The following is a 15,395-nucleotide window of genomic DNA, read 5'->3' on the forward strand; positions in this document are numbered from 1 at the left end:
GGCTACTACTGCGAACACCGTAGCCCTCTTAGTATTGTTCTCGCTCAACTCGATGGCTTTCTCTAGGAAGAAGTCCCCTCTTATAAGGCTGATGTTAGCGGCTTGAACATTCTGCTCGATCTCCCACTGAAACAGGCTGTAGGTTAGGTTTCTCATCGTGTATGCAAGGTCGAGCGCCTCGGTCAAGTTGATGGCAAGCCTGTACAACCCGTATGCCGTGCCGCCAACATTTACGTCTTCAACAATGTTCTCATCCTGCACCGGGGTCTCATCAGCAATTAACGCTACCGGGGTTATCAACGATGCGAATAGAGCGACTAACACGAATATAGGGAGTATTTTCAGACCTTTCATACTTCCCACCGAGTCTATCGTATGTAGACCGTTTTAAATAAGGGTTAATTGATAAGTTCCATAAGGGATTGTTCCACCCGGTTGAAACGATCAACAAGGTGGATTGGTTTGTGGATTTATGAAGAACTTTACAGCTGCCCCAAAACAGTCTTGATAAGTAAGGCTTTTGTAGGGAAGCATCCCGGTCTCCTGGCCTTGTCGATTGGAAACTACAGGGCAAACGCGTTGAGGAAGGGAGGCGATTGGTTTCTTTACCACAACATTCCCGTAGAGCTAAATCCTGATGAAACCGTTTATGCATGCCTTCAAATAGCCAGGGGGTTGTTGCATGAGCAGAAGGGGTTGGAGAAGGTGATTGCGACATCAATGTTTTACGGTGGTTTAACGTTTTTCATAGAGCAGAGGACCGAGCACATTCTATTAAACATGGAGCCAGTAAACACAGATGTTTTCAGGTTTTACATAAACCCAAAAGGAGAAAAAACGGTTAAGGAGTCGGATTTCGAGCAACTAAGCCTGTTCATGCTCTCCATGAGAGAGGGTCTCGAAGACTTGATGCTTGAGAGCTGTGCTGAAATCGGTAGGAGAAGAGGTAGCTCATGCGTCATCCCCACAAGCGTTGGAGAGCTAATAGTTTCAACTGAGGAAATTGCTGAAAAAGATTTGCTGAGAGCTATCCCCGATAATGCTCCTCTCAGACATGTTGTAAAGGTTTAACATGAAGCCTGGGGAGTCACGCCTTTCTTATATTCATAAATACGCATATTAGTGTTTGAGGGAGTTGCATGATAACAACTTTAGACATGAAAGTCCTTGAGACAAACTCGGTCGCGCTAGGCTTGCCGCTTAGCAATTTAATGGAGGCGGCAGGTAAGAGCGTTGCAGACTTCGTGGATTCACAGTTGAAGAGAAGGGAGGAAGTAAGCATCATGGTAATGGTTGGGAAGGGAGGAAACGGCGGGGACGGGCTTGTAGCAGCCAGGTATCTTTCATCAAAAGGCTACAGAGTTGAGGTTCTACCAGCCTACCCGTTCTCGGAGATAGAGCATCCCGACACGTTTTTCAACTTGAAAATTCTGAAAAAGCTTGATAGTGTGGTAATTCATGAGCCTGGGCAGGTAAGGGCTCTGGAGAACAAGGACGTGATCATTGACGCGTTAATCGGCACCGGGGTTAAAGGAGCTTTGAAATCTCCTCTAAGAGAACTTGTTGACAGGGCAAACGAGGAGAAGGCCTATTTGAAAATCGCTGTCGACACGCCTTCAGGACTCGATCCTGACACAGGGGAAGTGCATGGGACAGCTTTTAAAGCACATTACACGGTCACCTTCCACGATCTTAAGCCAGGATTGCTGAACAACCCTGAGTACACTGGTGAGGTAATTGTCGCAAATATTGGCATCCCTGTAGAGGCAGATCAATACGTGGGGCCGGGCGACGTCCTCCATAGAGTTCCTCCTCGACCAAGGGACGCGCATAAAGGCTCGTCTGGGAAGGTGCTCATCATTGCTGGAAGCATGAGGTACGTTGGAGCAGCACACTTAGCGGCCCAAGCCTCCTTACTAGCCGGGGTGGACCTCTCCTTCCTCATAGTGCCTAAGGCGATCAGGGATATAGTGGCTGGTTTCTCACCAGACGTGATAACCCTGCCCTATCCGGGTGAATACTTGTCAAACAATGCGACACCTGTAATCACTAAATACATTGAAGAGTTGAAACCGCACGCTATCGCTATAGGACCGGGCCTTGGCAGCGAGTTGGAGACCTTGGAAGCCGTGAAAAAACTAACCAACTACCTGGTAGAAAAGAACATCCCACTGGTTCTCGACGCAGACGCGCTCAAAACAGTTAAGCTAGGGGAGGACAGGTTTAACGGAATGGTTGTTTTAACACCCCACCGAGGAGAGTTCAAAAACATCACAAACTACACTATTAGCGAGGACCTCCGCAAGGCTTCACGAATGGTTGAAACTGTTGCGAAGGATTTAAACGCTTTGATCTTGTTGAAAGCACCAGTTGACATTATAAGCAACGGGGAGAAAACACGGTTTAATAAGACCGGGAACCCGTACATGGCCGTAGGAGGCACTGGGGATGTTTTAACAGGGCTTGTAACAGGGTTAATACCCCAGGTTAAAAACCTGTTCCACGCTGCGTGTATAGCGGCATATCTGAACGGGTTGGCCGGGGACTACCTGCTTAAAACCGGCAAGCACGTCTCAGCTTCAAACATACTTAGAGTACTTCCGATCGTTAAGAACAAGCCCTTAGAGATTCATAAGAAGATATATGATTAAAAACCGTTAAAACATTGTTATAATTGATGATGGAAGATGGGTGAACAGGACAAGAAGAATATAGAGGAAAAACTCATACCAGGGGTTATACTTGACGAGGATGCAGAAGAGATCTACTACGAGTTAACAGGGTCGAAGTGCTCGAAATGTCCGTTAAGAGGCATGTGTGGGTAGTTGGAATTGCCTCGTGAAGTAGTGAGAGGCGCTAAATTCAGTTTCAAATGCCAGAGAAGTGGTGTTTGCTGCAGTAGCGGGCCAAACGTGACTTTAACCTCCTACGATATATGCAGAATAGCGAAATATATGAATGTGGATTGGCGGGAGCTCGTCGGCAAGTACGTTAATGCCGTAGTAGCGGACCATATACCGGTGCCATTTCTAAGAGGTGAGAGAGACCGGTGCATCTTCCTTGTTAAAGTCAACGGCCTGCCCTCATGCAGCATCTACCCTGCAAGACCCTTGAGGTGCAGGCTCTTCCCGTTCATCCCATACGGGCCTAAAGTCCTTGACAAGATGTATGTTTCCAGCATATGCCCAGGCGTGGGGAAGGGGGGTGAAATAGATCCTCCATGGGGGGATTTGGAAAAGTATTCGGAGGAGGTTTCCGATCACTACCGGAGACTATACGATTTAATCTTTAACAAGAGATACGAACCGATTAAAGCGTTAGAAGAAGTTACAGATACAGTGTGCAAGGAAATCTCTGAGCTATAAATCTTACTATTCAGCCAATATCCTGTTCTAAGGAGTTTGGTCAGACAGGGGTTCACTCTGATCATCTCTAATCTCTCGCGGCAGGGCTTCTTCATCCCTTAATTTAATATCCCTACTCCTAATAATAATTTTGACACGGGGGGTTAAATGAGCCTGAATGATCTACCATTGATACTTAACAAGACTTTCAACGGGGACCTCTACATTGACTTCAAGAACACTGAGGTAAAGCTGGGGGGAAATGTAAATCAAAAAGTAACCATACCAATAGGTCTTCCCAACAGGATTTCCACGCCGCTTCAGCTGGCAATTCTCGACATGATTGTTGAATCACCAGACAATAGGATTGATTGGAAAGTCAAAGTCAACGGGGTCAACATAACTAAAGAGTTCAAACCGTTATTCACCGCGAAAACGGATTCAACAGTATACTCTAAATTCGTTTTCGACATAACGAGTATTTTGAACACTGAGGAGTCGATGAGTAGGAACTGGGTTAACGTGACTATTAAACATGAAGGTGGCACATGGTTCTCCATTAAAACCCTTCTCTTAATCTCAATTTACGAATCAGAGGATGGGAGGACAAGCCTTGAATACAGGTCAGGGCTGGTCCGGTTGAGACCCGGGGAGAGGTTCAACATAAGTAAGGGTGAGGGGGAGCCCTACTCCAACGTGAAAATAGTCTACGGCTCCATGTCAAAGGACCTCATAACTACAGTACATATTGGAGATAGAATTATCAGGCTCGGTATTCACAACGATTTTGAAGAATACGAGTTCACGAGAGAAGGTAAACAGCCAGTGTTCATCCAGGTTGAAGAGAGTGTTAAAAGCTCGAAAACTAAAGAGGTCCTCCTTGCCAACGTGATCAGTTACAATAGCACTCTTAAAGCACCGTTTCTAGTTGGAAGCCTGGACTCGGTGCGGATGGAGGGCAGGGAGCTAGTAATTGATCTAAGCTTGAAGAACACCGGTGAATCTGCCCCTGACAGCGTGGTCTACACTATTCTCCACAAGGGTCAAGCAATCTACACTAGTAAGGATGTGGAGAGGATTGACCCCCAAATGCTAGTCAACAGGAAAATCCATGTTAAGATGCCTGAGGGCGTTGACGAAGCTACTTTGAGAATTATCTGGCGTAAATTAACTAAAACATGGTTTCTAGACCTGCCGATTTCTTTGAAGAAGAATTAAAAGCTCAAACGTATCTTACTTCTATACCTCTCCTGCTCGCGTAATCCTCTATAAGACTCCTATGTTCGATGCGAGTGCCCTTCTTTTCAACGATAATCCCTCTTACGTCGATATCGCTCCTACTAATCATCTTGTCAAGGATTTCTTGGGAAAGGTGTTGGAGGGCGTACTTGGGAATAATGTGGCCATAGCAAACATTCTCTTTCAACGCTATTTCCGTGTGCTTTCTAGGGTAATGTCCGCCACCTATCCCGATTACCGGCTCACAATTTGCTTGTGGTGATTCAAGGGGCTTTACAATCGAAGAGGCTACAATGAAGTGGTTTGTCAGGTCTCCCCACTCATTCACGCTGCTGCCGATTTCCACGAAGACGAGAGGCTTAGATAGGGAGGTTGGGCCGTGATGTGTTGCCTCGTAGCTAACCTCGTACTCGGCTCTATTACTATTCCTCCAGCTATCATGCAATGCTCGCAAAAGAAGCCAAGAAACCATAGGCGAGGATATACCGAGTTCACCGGGGTTGCCACCGTACAAAGCGTTCCCACCAAAGTTGCCTGTGTGGTGGACCGTGTAACTTTTAACTCGTGCCTCGCTGGAGTGTCTCGACAAGATGATGTATATTTCAACCTCCGGAGGCATTCTATCATCTAGAAAATCAAAATATATCACATCCTCCCTGAATCCTGCTAAAACAATATTCCCGCCTTGAAAGCAGGTTATGCTGTTCTTGCAAACAGAGGATTCTGAAAGCCCCATCTTATCCCTGAGAGCGCGCGCTATTCCCGCACCGGCGGGATCGTTTATGCTGTAAGCAAGACCGTACATTCCCTACACCAATCTGCAATTATAAGCAGAATTCGTTTTTAATAATAAGGGGTTGGAATGAAATTCAACATTGAATCTTGGAGAAAGAGGAAGAAATCCTTCTGGAGGCGAATTCTGGAGGATCTGGAAATAGGGTATTTGGATAAGGACCTTCTCCCTCTCCTCCTATTGCTCAACCTTGACGCACGCATTTACACGATGAGTAGCTGTAGCGGTAGGATCACCCTTGTCGACGGTGACAATCCTTGGAGCAGGGAGGATACTAGCGTGGTTTTTAAAAAGCATCTCCCAATTACTCTCGATGAACTAGCAAGCATTTACCGGGTGAAAGTAGCTAGGAAATTATGGATCGTTGTTACGGGACCCATAATCCATCTCTCTTCTTCCCAGATACCTCTAGCCCTCCGGATCCTTGAACACGCGAGGAAAGAAGGCTATAAACACAGCGGCATCATGCATTTAAGCCGTTCGAAAGGGGTTTTATTAGAATTGTCCACGGGGATCTGGGTCTCGCAGCTTTTGCGAACCGTTGAAAATCTTGTGGTACCCGAGGAGGGTTTAAGCCTTGTTGTTAAAGAGTATAACAGGATACTTTTGGAGGGGAAGAAGCGTCTCGACAAGCTGTATAGCTCTTTAAAACAGATAATCCCTGAAGAAGTGGACCTCGAAGTAAACGAAGACATCGGTAAGAAACTAATGTATCTTGGAAATGTGACTCCGCTACAAGTGTTTTGTGAGCTGGCTGGGATAAACGAGGATTTTATGACTCAGAGGTAAACCACTTCAGACTCATGAATGATATTTTCCAAGTCTTTCTCAGCCTGTTTTAAGTACTCTGCTAGAATATCCCGTACCTCCTTACCCGAGAATGTCGCCGGGCTGTCCGGTTTCAACTTGCATTCGCCGACTTCTCGTGAAAGAACTGAGAATCCAATTTTCCTCGATGCCTCAATTATTTCTTCCTTGTCTATGAAAATCAGCGGACGCATGACCGGCTTGTCGACGAGTCTTGTTAAGGTTTTAAGATTACTGGAGGTTTGACTGGCAACCTGCCCCAGTGATTCGCCTGTGATGATAAGGTCGCAGTTTTCCTTCTCAGCTATCAGGCTAGCAATCCTGTACATGGTTGCTTTGCATGCTAAGCACCTGTACTTTAGAGGTATCTCAGCGTTTGCAACGATTCTTGAAGCATTCTTCACAATATATGCTTTAAGCCTGTCCCACGGGGTTTTCTCAGCAAGAAGCTTTAAACCCTCCATCGCTCTTTCAACAGCTTGCGGGGACCAGTAAGGGGACATGTCTACGAAGACAGGAATTACTCTAACCCCCCTCTTAACGGCTTGAATGGATGCCAGCGCGGAGTCAACGCCTCCTGAGAACAAGACTACTCCACAACCTTGAATGCCATATGGTAGCCCGCCCATCCCCTTGTAGACCTTGTTGTAAACAAACATTACCCGGGTTCTGACGTCGACTCCTATAACGGCCTCGGGCTCCACCAGGTCGACAACGGCTCCTGTTTCATCAACTACTGCTTTAGATATGAGAGCTGTAAGCTCTTTTCTACCAACGCCGAGACTTCCCTGGAGCTCTATCTTAAACCTTCTAACCCTATCCCTTACCAGGATGTTAGAAATGGTTTCAATAAGAACGGAATAATCTTTCCCGATTCCCACGACAGGGCTGAAAGAAGAGATCCCGGGGACATATCGCAGAATACTTAAGTATTGATCCAAGGGTGAGCCTAACGGATCTATTAGTATTCTAACATTATCTACAACTTTCAATTGCGCCTTTAAGCCTTTCCTTTCAAACACTTTCTCAATGCTTTCTCTCAGGAAAGATAAGTAGGTAGCCCTAGTATTCACTCTTACCATGTATTCCCCGGGTCGCACGAGTATGGCATTAAACATTTATACCAGCCTGTTTAATTAGTGATAGGCGAAAAGACTCTATTAAGGTGATTATATGAGCCAGGAAGTAGGGATCGAGGACTTTTCGCGCATCGAGCTGAGAGTTGGACTGGTCAAATCCGCAGAGAAGGTGCAGGGGAGTGAGAAGCTTATCAGGCTAGTCGTTGACCTCGGGGCCTTGGGCGAGAGGCAGATCATAGCGGGCCTGGGTAAATGGTACCCACCCGAATACTTCATTGGTAAATACATCATTGTGGTTGCAAACCTGAAGCCGAAAAAAATGATGGGGCTTGAAAGCAAAGGCATGCTACTAGCAACAGATACTGATCCGCCCGTGATAGCCACTGTTGAAAAACCAGTTGCTCCGGGAAGCAGGTTGTTTTAAGGAAAAATTTTCGATTCTACTTAGCGAGAGGAAGAAATGTATTTACTGTACCATATCATCCTAGATAAGGCGTAAACAGCTCTCTCAGGCGCTCCGTAGGCTGGTATTCCGTTTCTGTTCAAATACCTTATAGCTTCGTACGTGTCCTCGCCGCCCACGAAACCTGCCACTATAGGCTTAGAAGCCCCGTTTGACTGGTAGAACTCAACAATTGCCTTAGCGAGTTCTCTTGGATCGAGAATCGCAGTTCTACAATACAGCAAAACTATATTGTCAATCTCATCGGAATCTAGTGCAGCCTTCAAAGCTTTCAAGTAATTATCGGCCACGGCCTGTCCCGTTAAGTCAACAGGGTTCTTAGGACTGCCGAACCAGGGCATGGAGGCTTTAAGCTTCTCCTTCAACTTCGGGGACGGGTCCACCAGCTTAACATTGTTCAGCTCGGCTGCATCGGTGGCTAGCACTCCAACCCCTCCTCCATTCGTAATTATGATCGTTCTATCACCTTTAGGTAGTGGTTGTAGAGCGAAAGCCCTTGCAACATCGAACATGTCTTCAACAGTGTATGTTCTTATGATTCCCGCCTGCTTGAAAGCCGCCTCGTAAAGGGAGTCGCTTCCCGCTAAACTCCCGGTGTGACTAGCCGCTGCGGACGCACCTCTCTGGGTTCTGCCAGCTTTAATGACTATTACAGGCTTTTTCTTACTCACCTTCCTCATTCTCTCAACGAACTCTCTACCATACCCGGGCTTCAACCCCTCCAGGTAGATGGTTATCACCTTAGTGTTGGGATCGTCTGCAAGGTATTCCGAGAGCTCGATAACGTCCAGGTCAGCCATGTTGCCAACGCTTACGAGAGCCGACAAGCCTATCTCGTTCATTATGGTCCAACCCATTAACGCAATGCCTAACGCCCCGCTCTGAGTGATGAACGCTATGTTACCTTTCGAAAGCTCAAGCGGCCCGAATGTCGCGTTTATGTTTAACGGGGTGTAAGCGTATCCGAATATGTTTGGGCCTAGAATCCTCATACCATACTTTCTAGCGGTCTCAACCATTTTCTCCTCGGTTTCAACGTTTCCGACTTCCGAGAAACCAGCAGTTATAACTACCGCTACTTTGACACCTTTACGCGCACACTCCTCTATGACGGGCGGAACCTCTTGGGCTGGCACGGTGATAACCGCTACGTCAACCTCGTCGGGAATGCTTGAGATTGAAGGATACGCTTTCAATCCCAGGATTTCATCAGCATTTGGGTTGACCGGGTACAGTTTCCCCGAGTATCCGAAGTATTTTATGTTTTTAAGAACTACATGACCGATCTTTCCGGGAGACCTGCTTGCTCCCACTACCGCTATGCTTTTGGGTTCGAACAAGGCTTTTACCATTTATAAGCACCCCTCAATTCATACGTATTTATCCTCGCATATATAAATTATGATTCAGTGGCTTAAGTGAGCTACATCTTCATTCTCAGGTTCTCGAATACGATGTTGAACCTTCCCGTGAAATACTCAATCACTCCGACCCATCCCAGGTAGGCATAGCCCGGTGAGACCACCTTCCCATTCACGCAGGGATGCGGGCACGCTCCCGTTATTACAAGGTTCGCCTCAGTTTTTTCTAAAACCTCGTCAACGATCCCGGTTGATAAACCACTGCAACACTTGTGTAATCTCCCGTTCAAGAATGAGACGAATACTGTTGCTTCCACGTTCGAGCGGCAGGAATATTCCATCTGGGATCCTGTAAGTCCTAGCCCAATAAACCTTAAATTATCAATTAGGTGGGGTTTCGTCTCGAGCAAGGATCCTTTCGAGGCGAGAACCGAGGCTAGTGAAGAATCGTCAAGATTGCCTGTTACCCCTAAAACCGTTGCCCCGCACTTATCGATCAACCATTCCACGAGGCTTGGTGAAACAGTGTTCCCGGCAAGCACGACGAGCCGTATTCCCCTCTCTTTCAAGTAGTAGCAGAGGAGTCTACCAATAGTCTTGTCGCCGTAAAGCCAGGATGCAACAGCTATTTTTAAACTAGGAGACTGGCTTGACAAACCCCTTACCCTCCACTCCTCCTACTAAAACCCTGCAACTCTCCAATCTGTCACTGCACTGAAGTAACCCTTTTACGAGAACATCACCACCCTCGAATAGTATTGAAGTATATAGTGATTCGAAACTCGTGATCTCAGTGACATCGTAAAGCGGTTCCACAGTAGAGTATAAAACCGTGTAGCTTTCAAGCCCTCCTCGTGAAGGATAGGAGAGCGCGTCCAAACCCCCCTTGATAATCCCGGATAACGTGATTTCGCCAAGGCTTTTGAAATGAGGCTTCAGCAACACGTTCTCTCCTTGACGGGGGTTAAACATGATTGAGTAAGGTGTTCCATTGAACAAACCTCTCCTATATTTCCGATATAAGTGTTTCACCATTCCCACAGGTAGTCCAGATGTTTTTGAAATCCTGGAAGACCAGTCTTCCATCAACCCTTCTGTGAAGGGTTGAAACAGGTCTAACTCTTTCACACACTCTATGATTTTCAGCGACTCTCTCCAACCGTAAATAACTATGTCGATATCGCTAACAGCTGGATTGTGAATTCCTGGCAGGATGGACCCTGTCACACCTATCCCGGTGGTTAAGCCTGTGCAATCATGTAGTGCTTGAATGAGGGATGAAGCCTTCGCTTCCAAGGCATCCACAGGTTTAGATAACAATTGCCTAGCTCGCTCAACAGGATCGTAAATCTTGCGTATCATTGAAACCGGTATCACCGGAACCTGGGCGTCGTAGAAGGGGATGTATTCTTTTAAAACAGCGTGTTCGTGGACTTGAAACGGGTCGTAGGTTTTAACAAGCCTTTCGTAAGATAAACCCCCACTCCTCCAGTAGGTTTCACCGGGAGATGGACAATACTTCAAATAGCCAATAAAGTAGTAAGGAGTATGGTCGTTTCCAACTATAACCCCGTAGCAGTTGTCAATCGTCCCAACATAGTAGTGGTCTAAAACAGTGTCCTGTGAAACCAGCACTCCATCCAACCCGTTTTTAATAAATATTCTTAACGTTATCTTAAACTAGTACCTCTGTGAAAGGTGTAATAATGGATCAGATAATCATGGCTCTTGACTATGATGGAGTACTCGTCGACAGCTACAATGGTTTGGAAGAATTCTACCTTGAAGACCTGCCCGCGTTGACAGGGCTTGATAGATCGTTCGGAAGGTATCTTCTATACATGGAATACTTGACGGAGGGATGTGGCCTCTTAAGAATTGACTGGTGGCCGAGCATTATAGAAGTACATGAAGAATTATTCAACCACCTATTGTGGAAATACTGGGAGAGGCGAATCGAAAACTCCGCGATCCTACCTGGCGTATTGACAGCTCTAGAGAGGTTTAGGGAAAGAAACTATCGAATAATTCACGTAGGCTTTATGGATGACATACCAGGACTAAAGAAATGGAGGCTGGAAGCAGATGGCCTTGCCCCTTACTTCGACGAAATAATCGTCGTAGGCGAGGATTATCCCTCAAGGCATGAAGCATTAAAATACTTAGAGGAGAAATATGAAAACTCCCTGATCGTTTACGTGGATGATAAACCAGTAAACTTATTCAAGATCAACGTTAAACTGGGGAATAATCCCCGCTTCCTCCTCGTTAGGAAAGAGTTCAGGAAGCAATGGAGCTTTCCATGGGATGATCCTGCTGGAAGCTATCCAACTATTAAAAATCTGCTGGAACTCGAAAAGATTTTGGAAATGCCGCGTGAAGTCTCGTAAGAGGCGAGAGGGATCGTGTAGAGCTGGGTTTAAAAAGAACTCTAGTAAGTATCCGGGAGCTCTTTCAACTGCTCCAGCACGTAGTCCCTTATTTCAGATATAGCGGGAGGCTTTCCCACAAGCTTTCCATCGATAATATAGGGTTTTAGAAGTGGGTGGTAGCCCGGAGGAACCTCTCCAGGAGAGTCCAGAAGCCTTACTATGTCGTTCAACCCTGGTCTCTTCCTGTAAACCTGCTTAGCACCAGGGAGCTTCCCTCTTTTAGCAACGGGTTTCCAAACCCCGTTCTCGTAAACCTCAACTACATCAGCACTAATATCGACGCTAGAGGGGAATGAAACACTCGTACCTATTCCAAAAGCGTCCACAATATCTCTCAGCTTAACCAGTTCCTCCTCGTCGATGCCTCCGCTGACAACGATCTTAACATTCTTATACCCGTACAGATCCAGTGTCCACCTAACCTCTTCAACAATTTTCCTCATGTTTCCTCTCCTACTTCCCGGCGTGTCAAGCCTAACTCCGTGGAGCCTTTGCCTAAGTGTTTCAGCAGCCATCAAAGCCTCCGTTCTTTCATCATAGAAGGTATCCACCAGCATTATACGGGGAACATTCTCCTCCACGTTTTCGTCGAAAGCCTTCCAAGCTTCTCTTTGATCCCCGAACACAACTATAAGAGCGTGCGGCATCGTCCCAGATGGTGTTAAGCCTAAATACTTCTCGCTAGCAACTCCCGAGACCGCGTCCATCCCACCTATAAACGCCGCCCTGTCAACCATGGGGGCGAGAGCCGGGTGAACTGCTCTCAAGCCGAAGAAAAGCAGTGTCTTATTCATTGCAAGCTTCTTCAGCCTCGCAGCTTTTGTTGAGATGCTCGAATAGTGTCGTAGAATCCCTAGCAAGGCTGTCTCGTAGATGATGAAATCGTCCAGGTATCCCTCGACAATCATTAACGGCTCCCCAGGCTTAAACAGCGTTCCCTCATCCATTGAGTATACATTAACAGGCTTCCCCTCCAGGAGCTTGAGGGCTTCTTCAAGACCCGTGAAAACCGCCCACTCGTAACCTTCGGGGAGGCTCATGGAATGAAACTCCACCCTCACCTTTTTCCGCATATTTCTAGCTCTCAGAATTTTAACCGTCCTCTTGAAGTAAATATCGGTTACCACACCGTTCAACAAATCCTCCTCGGAAGCTACGTAGAACCTCATAACTACTCACCCAGAACAGTTAACACTATTTTCCTCTCACCTCTAGGACCATCCATCTCTAAGAGGAAAATATCTTGCCAAATCCCTTTTAAGATCCTGCAGTCGATGATGGGGAAAACTCTTTCATGCCCGAATAGAGCTGAACCTATGTGAGCGTGAGCATTGTCATCGATCGAATTGTGAAGCCATTTGCTACTTCCCGGTTCAGTTATCTCCTTAACCTTCTCGATTATATCGGAAAGAAGCCCTGGCTCGTTCTCATTAACGATTATGCTAGCCGTGGCGTGTGGAACACTAACTATTAAAATCCCCTGGCAAATCCCCGACTCCTTCACGAATGATTCAACCTCCCTGGTTATGTTGACGAGCTGAAACCTCTCCTTCGTTGAAACCCTTATTACCCTGTTAACGGTTTTCAAAATCCAACACCACTTATACTATTTAATAGCAGGCGAGGCTTAATAACGCAATATTTATAGTTAGCCTAAACAAGAAATACTCAAGGTGGTCTTAGTGGAGGATGACTGGGAATACAGGAGGAGGCGAAGATACTTCTGGTGGGATATTGAAAGAGACATTGAGAGAATGTTCGAAGACATGTTGCGGGAGTTTGAGGAATTATTCAACCCGATGAGGCTGAGAGAGCTGGAGAAGGAGCTGGAGAAACAAGGGATTAAACCATATGTTTACGGGTTTAGAATAACCGTTGGCCCTGATGGGAGACCGGTTGTGGAAGAGTTTGGAAACGTTAGAAGAGTTAAAGGACGACCCATGATAACTGAGGAGAGAGAGCCTTTGGTTGACGTGTTCGAAAGCGGTGACGAGATCACCGTTGTAGCTGAAATCCCCGGTGTTGAGAAAGATAAAATAGAGACCAAGATAAGCGAGGATGGCAAGACGCTGGTTATAAGTGCAAGCGATACTAATAGAAAGTACTATAAAGAGGTTGAACTCCCCTCAGAGGTTGACCCCTCCTCTGCGAAAGCAGTCTACAAGAACGGAGTGTTAGAAATCAAGATGAAAAAGACGAAAAAAGAGAAGAAAGGTTTTAAGATTAGCGTAGAGTAAGGGGTTGTTATTGCTCCTAGGTGTCGTGAGCGACACTCATGACAATATTTTTTCAACTGAAAGAATCGTTAGAGAACTCCTAGACCACGGGGTCAACGCGATAATTCACTTAGGAGATATTGTAAGCCCTTTCACAGTTAAAATGATGAAAAACCTTGTTGGAGATGTGAAAGTGATTGCTGTAAAAGGCAACAATGACGGCGACGTCTACCTCTTGACAACGCTTTTCAGAAATTACGGCTGGTTTTTCAGCCAGGAACCCTTAATCTACGAGATTGATGGTAGAAGGCTCTTCCTACTCCACGGGATGAGTGACGCCTCCTTCACGGTAGAGGTAGCAAGAGCGCTTGCTAAAAGCCTACGCGTTGACGCAGTATTATATGGGCACACGCATCAGCCGCACCAAGAGAATGTTAATGGTGTGGTCCTGTTCAACCCTGGCGAGGGATGCGGGTATTTAACAGGTAAAGTTTCCTATGGAGTAGTTGACACGGCTTCGATGGAAACTAAAATATACTACCTATAGTAAATTATAACATGTGATTTGGGGAGGCTTAATGGTTAAGACTTTGAAGAGTGCGAGTACTCCTGAAACCGAGGAGGGAAGACAGTACCATTTAGAAGTAAAACCAGGCGATGTCAGCAGGTACGTGCTACTACCAGGTGATCCAGGAAGGGTTGAGCTCATAGCCAGCTTCTGGGAGAAAAACTGGAAAGTCTCTCAGCATAGAGAATACGTAACGTACAGCGGCTACTACAAAAACGTGTTCATCACTGCCACCAGCACAGGGATAGGGGGCCCCGCCACCGCCATCGCCGTTGAGGAACTAGCTAGAGTAGGCGCCGACACCTTCATCCGCGTGGGTACAACAGGTGCCTTAATCAAAAACATTGAGGTAGGAGACCTCGTTATCTCAACAGGCGCGGTAAGGCTTGATGGAACAAGTAGACACTACGTGATCCCAGAGTACCCGGCTGTCGCAAGCATAGATGTTATATTGGCTCTTATAGAGGCCGCCGACTCCTTAGGCGTTAAGTATCATGTAGGGTTAACTGCGAGCAGTGACAGCTTCTACGTGGGACAGGAGAGGCCTGGGTTCAAAGGCTACATGCCTCCTTTTCAAAAAGGGCTTATAGAGTTTCTGAGGAGTGTTAACGTTTTAAACTTCGAAATGGAGGCTTCAGTAATATTCACGCTGGCAAACATTTATGGATTGAGAGCCGGGGCTGTCTGCGCTGCGATAGCTAATCGTGAAACAGAGGTTTTTATACCGAACGCTGGAGTTAAGGAAGCTGTGAAAGTTGCAAATGAGGCTGTGAAAATCCTCAGCGAATGGGATGCCGAGCTCCAAAAATCTGGAAGGAAAATTATCACCCCCTCATTAATTACTGAAATTTTGGGAAAGAGGCGCAATGGGTTTGAAAACCAGTGAGAACTATCTTCACGTGAGCGTGGGAAATCTCAACCTTGACATCGTAACATACGTGAGCAAGCCTTTGGAGCCCGATGAGAGCTTGATAGCCGACTCCCTTGAGATTAGGCCAGGGGGCGCAGCTACAAACTACGCTGTAGCCGTTTCCTGGTATGGGCACCGGGCTGTCCTGATCTCATCAGTATCGAACCACGCCCTCTCCATGAG

At 46.5% G+C, this 15,395-nt stretch carries 19 protein-coding genes and 1 pseudogene; 12 read left to right on the forward strand and 8 right to left on the reverse strand.

Annotated features, from left to right (window positions below):
* Positions 1-354: pseudogene (locus tag AC3OH0_RS04190) on the reverse strand (hypothetical protein); the annotation flags it as partial.
* A 108-nt stretch (positions 355-462) separates the two neighbouring features.
* Between AC3OH0_RS04190 and AC3OH0_RS04195 the strand changes: the two are divergent.
* From AC3OH0_RS04195 to AC3OH0_RS04215, 5 genes are all read left to right on the forward strand, one after another.
* Positions 463-1,071 (forward strand): hypothetical protein, encoded by a 609-nt coding sequence (locus AC3OH0_RS04195; RefSeq protein WP_498344869.1) that lies wholly within the window; start codon positions 463-465, stop codon positions 1,069-1,071.
* Between the two features lie 68 nt (positions 1,072-1,139).
* Positions 1,140-2,651 (forward strand): NAD(P)H-hydrate dehydratase, encoded by a 1,512-nt coding sequence (locus AC3OH0_RS04200; protein WP_498344870.1) that lies wholly within the window; start codon positions 1,140-1,142, stop codon positions 2,649-2,651.
* Between the two features lie 36 nt (positions 2,652-2,687).
* Entirely contained in the window at positions 2,688-2,825 is a 138-nt protein-coding gene (locus AC3OH0_RS04205; RefSeq protein ID WP_193435639.1) for a hypothetical protein, read from the forward strand.
* Positions 2,826-2,831: 6 nt separating this feature from the next.
* Positions 2,832-3,365, forward strand: coding sequence for a YkgJ family cysteine cluster protein (locus AC3OH0_RS04210; protein ID WP_498344871.1), 534 nt, complete (start codon positions 2,832-2,834; stop codon positions 3,363-3,365).
* 147 nt (positions 3,366-3,512) lie between these two features.
* Positions 3,513-4,562, forward strand: a complete 1,050-nt coding sequence (locus AC3OH0_RS04215; RefSeq protein WP_498344872.1) for a hypothetical protein — start codon at positions 3,513-3,515, stop codon at positions 4,560-4,562.
* Between the two features lie 4 nt (positions 4,563-4,566).
* On the opposite strand, the gene AC3OH0_RS04220 is transcribed toward AC3OH0_RS04215, so the two are convergent.
* Positions 4,567-5,388 (reverse strand): D-aminoacyl-tRNA deacylase, encoded by an 822-nt coding sequence (locus AC3OH0_RS04220; RefSeq protein ID WP_498344873.1) that lies wholly within the window; start codon positions 5,386-5,388, stop codon positions 4,567-4,569.
* A 57-nt stretch (positions 5,389-5,445) separates the two neighbouring features.
* On the opposite strand from AC3OH0_RS04220, the gene AC3OH0_RS04225 reads away from it, so the two are divergent.
* The gene (locus tag AC3OH0_RS04225; RefSeq protein ID WP_498344874.1) at positions 5,446-6,165 is read left to right on the forward strand and encodes a tRNA(Phe) 7-((3-amino-3-carboxypropyl)-4-demethylwyosine(37)-N(4))-methyltransferase; all 720 of its coding nucleotides are present in this window, start codon (positions 5,446-5,448) and stop codon (positions 6,163-6,165) included.
* Here the strand turns inward: AC3OH0_RS04225 and AC3OH0_RS04230 are convergent.
* The gene (locus AC3OH0_RS04230) at positions 6,156-7,301 is read right to left on the reverse strand and encodes a tRNA sulfurtransferase (RefSeq protein WP_498344875.1); all 1,146 of its coding nucleotides are present in this window, start codon (positions 7,299-7,301) and stop codon (positions 6,156-6,158) included. The genes AC3OH0_RS04225 and AC3OH0_RS04230 overlap by 10 nt on opposite strands.
* Positions 7,302-7,356: 55 nt before the next feature.
* Here AC3OH0_RS04230 and metG point away from each other — a divergent pair, with 55 nt between their 5' ends.
* The gene (gene metG / locus AC3OH0_RS04235) at positions 7,357-7,686 is read left to right on the forward strand and encodes a methionine--tRNA ligase subunit beta (RefSeq protein ID WP_193435633.1); all 330 of its coding nucleotides are present in this window, start codon (positions 7,357-7,359) and stop codon (positions 7,684-7,686) included.
* Positions 7,687-7,706: 20 nt separating this feature from the next.
* Here metG and acs read toward each other — a convergent pair whose 3' ends face one another.
* The 3 genes from acs to AC3OH0_RS04250 form a co-directional block, all read right to left on the reverse strand.
* Positions 7,707-9,077 carry an acetate--CoA ligase alpha subunit gene (acs, locus tag AC3OH0_RS04240; RefSeq protein WP_193435632.1) on the reverse strand — a complete coding sequence of 457 codons (1,371 nt, stop codon included), beginning with the start codon at positions 9,075-9,077 and terminating at the stop codon, positions 7,707-7,709.
* 71 nt (positions 9,078-9,148) lie between these two features.
* Complete coding sequence (locus AC3OH0_RS04245; RefSeq protein WP_193435631.1) at positions 9,149-9,742, reverse strand: hypothetical protein; 594 nt, start codon at positions 9,740-9,742, stop codon at positions 9,149-9,151.
* Positions 9,723-10,721 (reverse strand): hypothetical protein, encoded by a 999-nt coding sequence (locus AC3OH0_RS04250; RefSeq protein ID WP_498344876.1) that lies wholly within the window; start codon positions 10,719-10,721, stop codon positions 9,723-9,725. Before AC3OH0_RS04250 ends, AC3OH0_RS04245 begins: the two co-directional genes overlap by 20 nt.
* 71 nt (positions 10,722-10,792) lie before the next feature.
* On the opposite strand from AC3OH0_RS04250, the gene AC3OH0_RS04255 reads away from it, so the two are divergent.
* Positions 10,793-11,476, forward strand: coding sequence for an HAD family hydrolase (locus tag AC3OH0_RS04255; RefSeq protein ID WP_498344877.1), 684 nt, complete (start codon positions 10,793-10,795; stop codon positions 11,474-11,476).
* Positions 11,477-11,517: 41 nt separating this feature from the next.
* Here the strand turns inward: AC3OH0_RS04255 and AC3OH0_RS04260 are convergent, their stop codons facing one another.
* A complete protein-coding gene (locus AC3OH0_RS04260; protein ID WP_498344878.1) occupies positions 11,518-12,687 on the reverse strand; it encodes a nicotinate phosphoribosyltransferase in 1,170 nt (389 codons plus the stop codon).
* Positions 12,688-12,689: 2 nt separating this feature from the next.
* Positions 12,690-13,106: a secondary thiamine-phosphate synthase enzyme YjbQ gene (locus AC3OH0_RS04265; RefSeq protein ID WP_193435628.1), complete on the reverse strand. Its 417-nt coding sequence runs from the start codon at positions 13,104-13,106 to the stop codon at positions 12,690-12,692.
* Between the two features lie 94 nt (positions 13,107-13,200).
* Here AC3OH0_RS04265 and hsp20 point away from each other — a divergent pair, with 94 nt between their 5' ends.
* The 4 genes from hsp20 to AC3OH0_RS04285 form a co-directional block, all read left to right on the forward strand.
* On the forward strand, positions 13,201-13,755 hold the full coding sequence (gene hsp20 / locus AC3OH0_RS04270; protein WP_193435627.1) for an archaeal heat shock protein Hsp20: 555 nt from the start codon (positions 13,201-13,203) through the stop codon (positions 13,753-13,755).
* Positions 13,756-13,765: 10 nt separating this feature from the next.
* Entirely contained in the window at positions 13,766-14,281 is a 516-nt protein-coding gene (locus tag AC3OH0_RS04275) for a metallophosphoesterase (protein WP_193435626.1), read from the forward strand.
* A 31-nt stretch (positions 14,282-14,312) separates the two neighbouring features.
* Positions 14,313-15,188 carry a uridine phosphorylase gene (udp, locus tag AC3OH0_RS04280; RefSeq protein WP_498344879.1) on the forward strand — a complete coding sequence of 292 codons (876 nt, stop codon included), beginning with the start codon at positions 14,313-14,315 and terminating at the stop codon, positions 15,186-15,188.
* A partial coding sequence (locus AC3OH0_RS04285; RefSeq protein ID WP_498344880.1) for a PfkB family carbohydrate kinase occupies positions 15,175-15,395 on the forward strand: 221 nt, incomplete at its 3' end. The genes udp and AC3OH0_RS04285, both read left to right, overlap by 14 nt.

It is taken from the genome of Thermosphaera sp. (assembly GCF_059755995.1).

What these genes read in the sequence shown, in the direction of transcription:
- AC3OH0_RS04200 (WP_498344870.1), top strand. Translation starts at nt 1,140, where the DNA reads ATGATAACAACTTTAGACATGAAAGTCCTTGAGACAAACTCGGTCGCG.
- AC3OH0_RS04205 (WP_193435639.1), top strand. Translation starts at nt 2,688, where the DNA reads ATGGGTGAACAGGACAAGAAGAATATAGAGGAAAAACTCATACCAGGG.
- AC3OH0_RS04215 (WP_498344872.1), top strand. Translation starts at nt 3,513, where the DNA reads ATGAGCCTGAATGATCTACCATTGATACTTAACAAGACTTTCAACGGG.
- AC3OH0_RS04220 (WP_498344873.1), bottom strand. Translation starts at nt 5,388, where the DNA reads ATGTACGGTCTTGCTTACAGCATAAACGATCCCGCCGGTGCGGGAATA.
- AC3OH0_RS04225 (WP_498344874.1), top strand. Translation starts at nt 5,446, where the DNA reads ATGAAATTCAACATTGAATCTTGGAGAAAGAGGAAGAAATCCTTCTGG.
- AC3OH0_RS04230 (WP_498344875.1), bottom strand. Translation starts at nt 7,301, where the DNA reads ATGTTTAATGCCATACTCGTGCGACCCGGGGAATACATGGTAAGAGTG.
- metG (WP_193435633.1), top strand. Translation starts at nt 7,357, where the DNA reads ATGAGCCAGGAAGTAGGGATCGAGGACTTTTCGCGCATCGAGCTGAGA.
- acs (WP_193435632.1), bottom strand. Translation starts at nt 9,077, where the DNA reads ATGGTAAAAGCCTTGTTCGAACCCAAAAGCATAGCGGTAGTGGGAGCA.
- AC3OH0_RS04255 (WP_498344877.1), top strand. Translation starts at nt 10,793, where the DNA reads ATGGATCAGATAATCATGGCTCTTGACTATGATGGAGTACTCGTCGAC.
- AC3OH0_RS04260 (WP_498344878.1), bottom strand. Translation starts at nt 12,687, where the DNA reads ATGAGGTTCTACGTAGCTTCCGAGGAGGATTTGTTGAACGGTGTGGTA.
- udp (WP_498344879.1), top strand. Translation starts at nt 14,313, where the DNA reads ATGGTTAAGACTTTGAAGAGTGCGAGTACTCCTGAAACCGAGGAGGGA.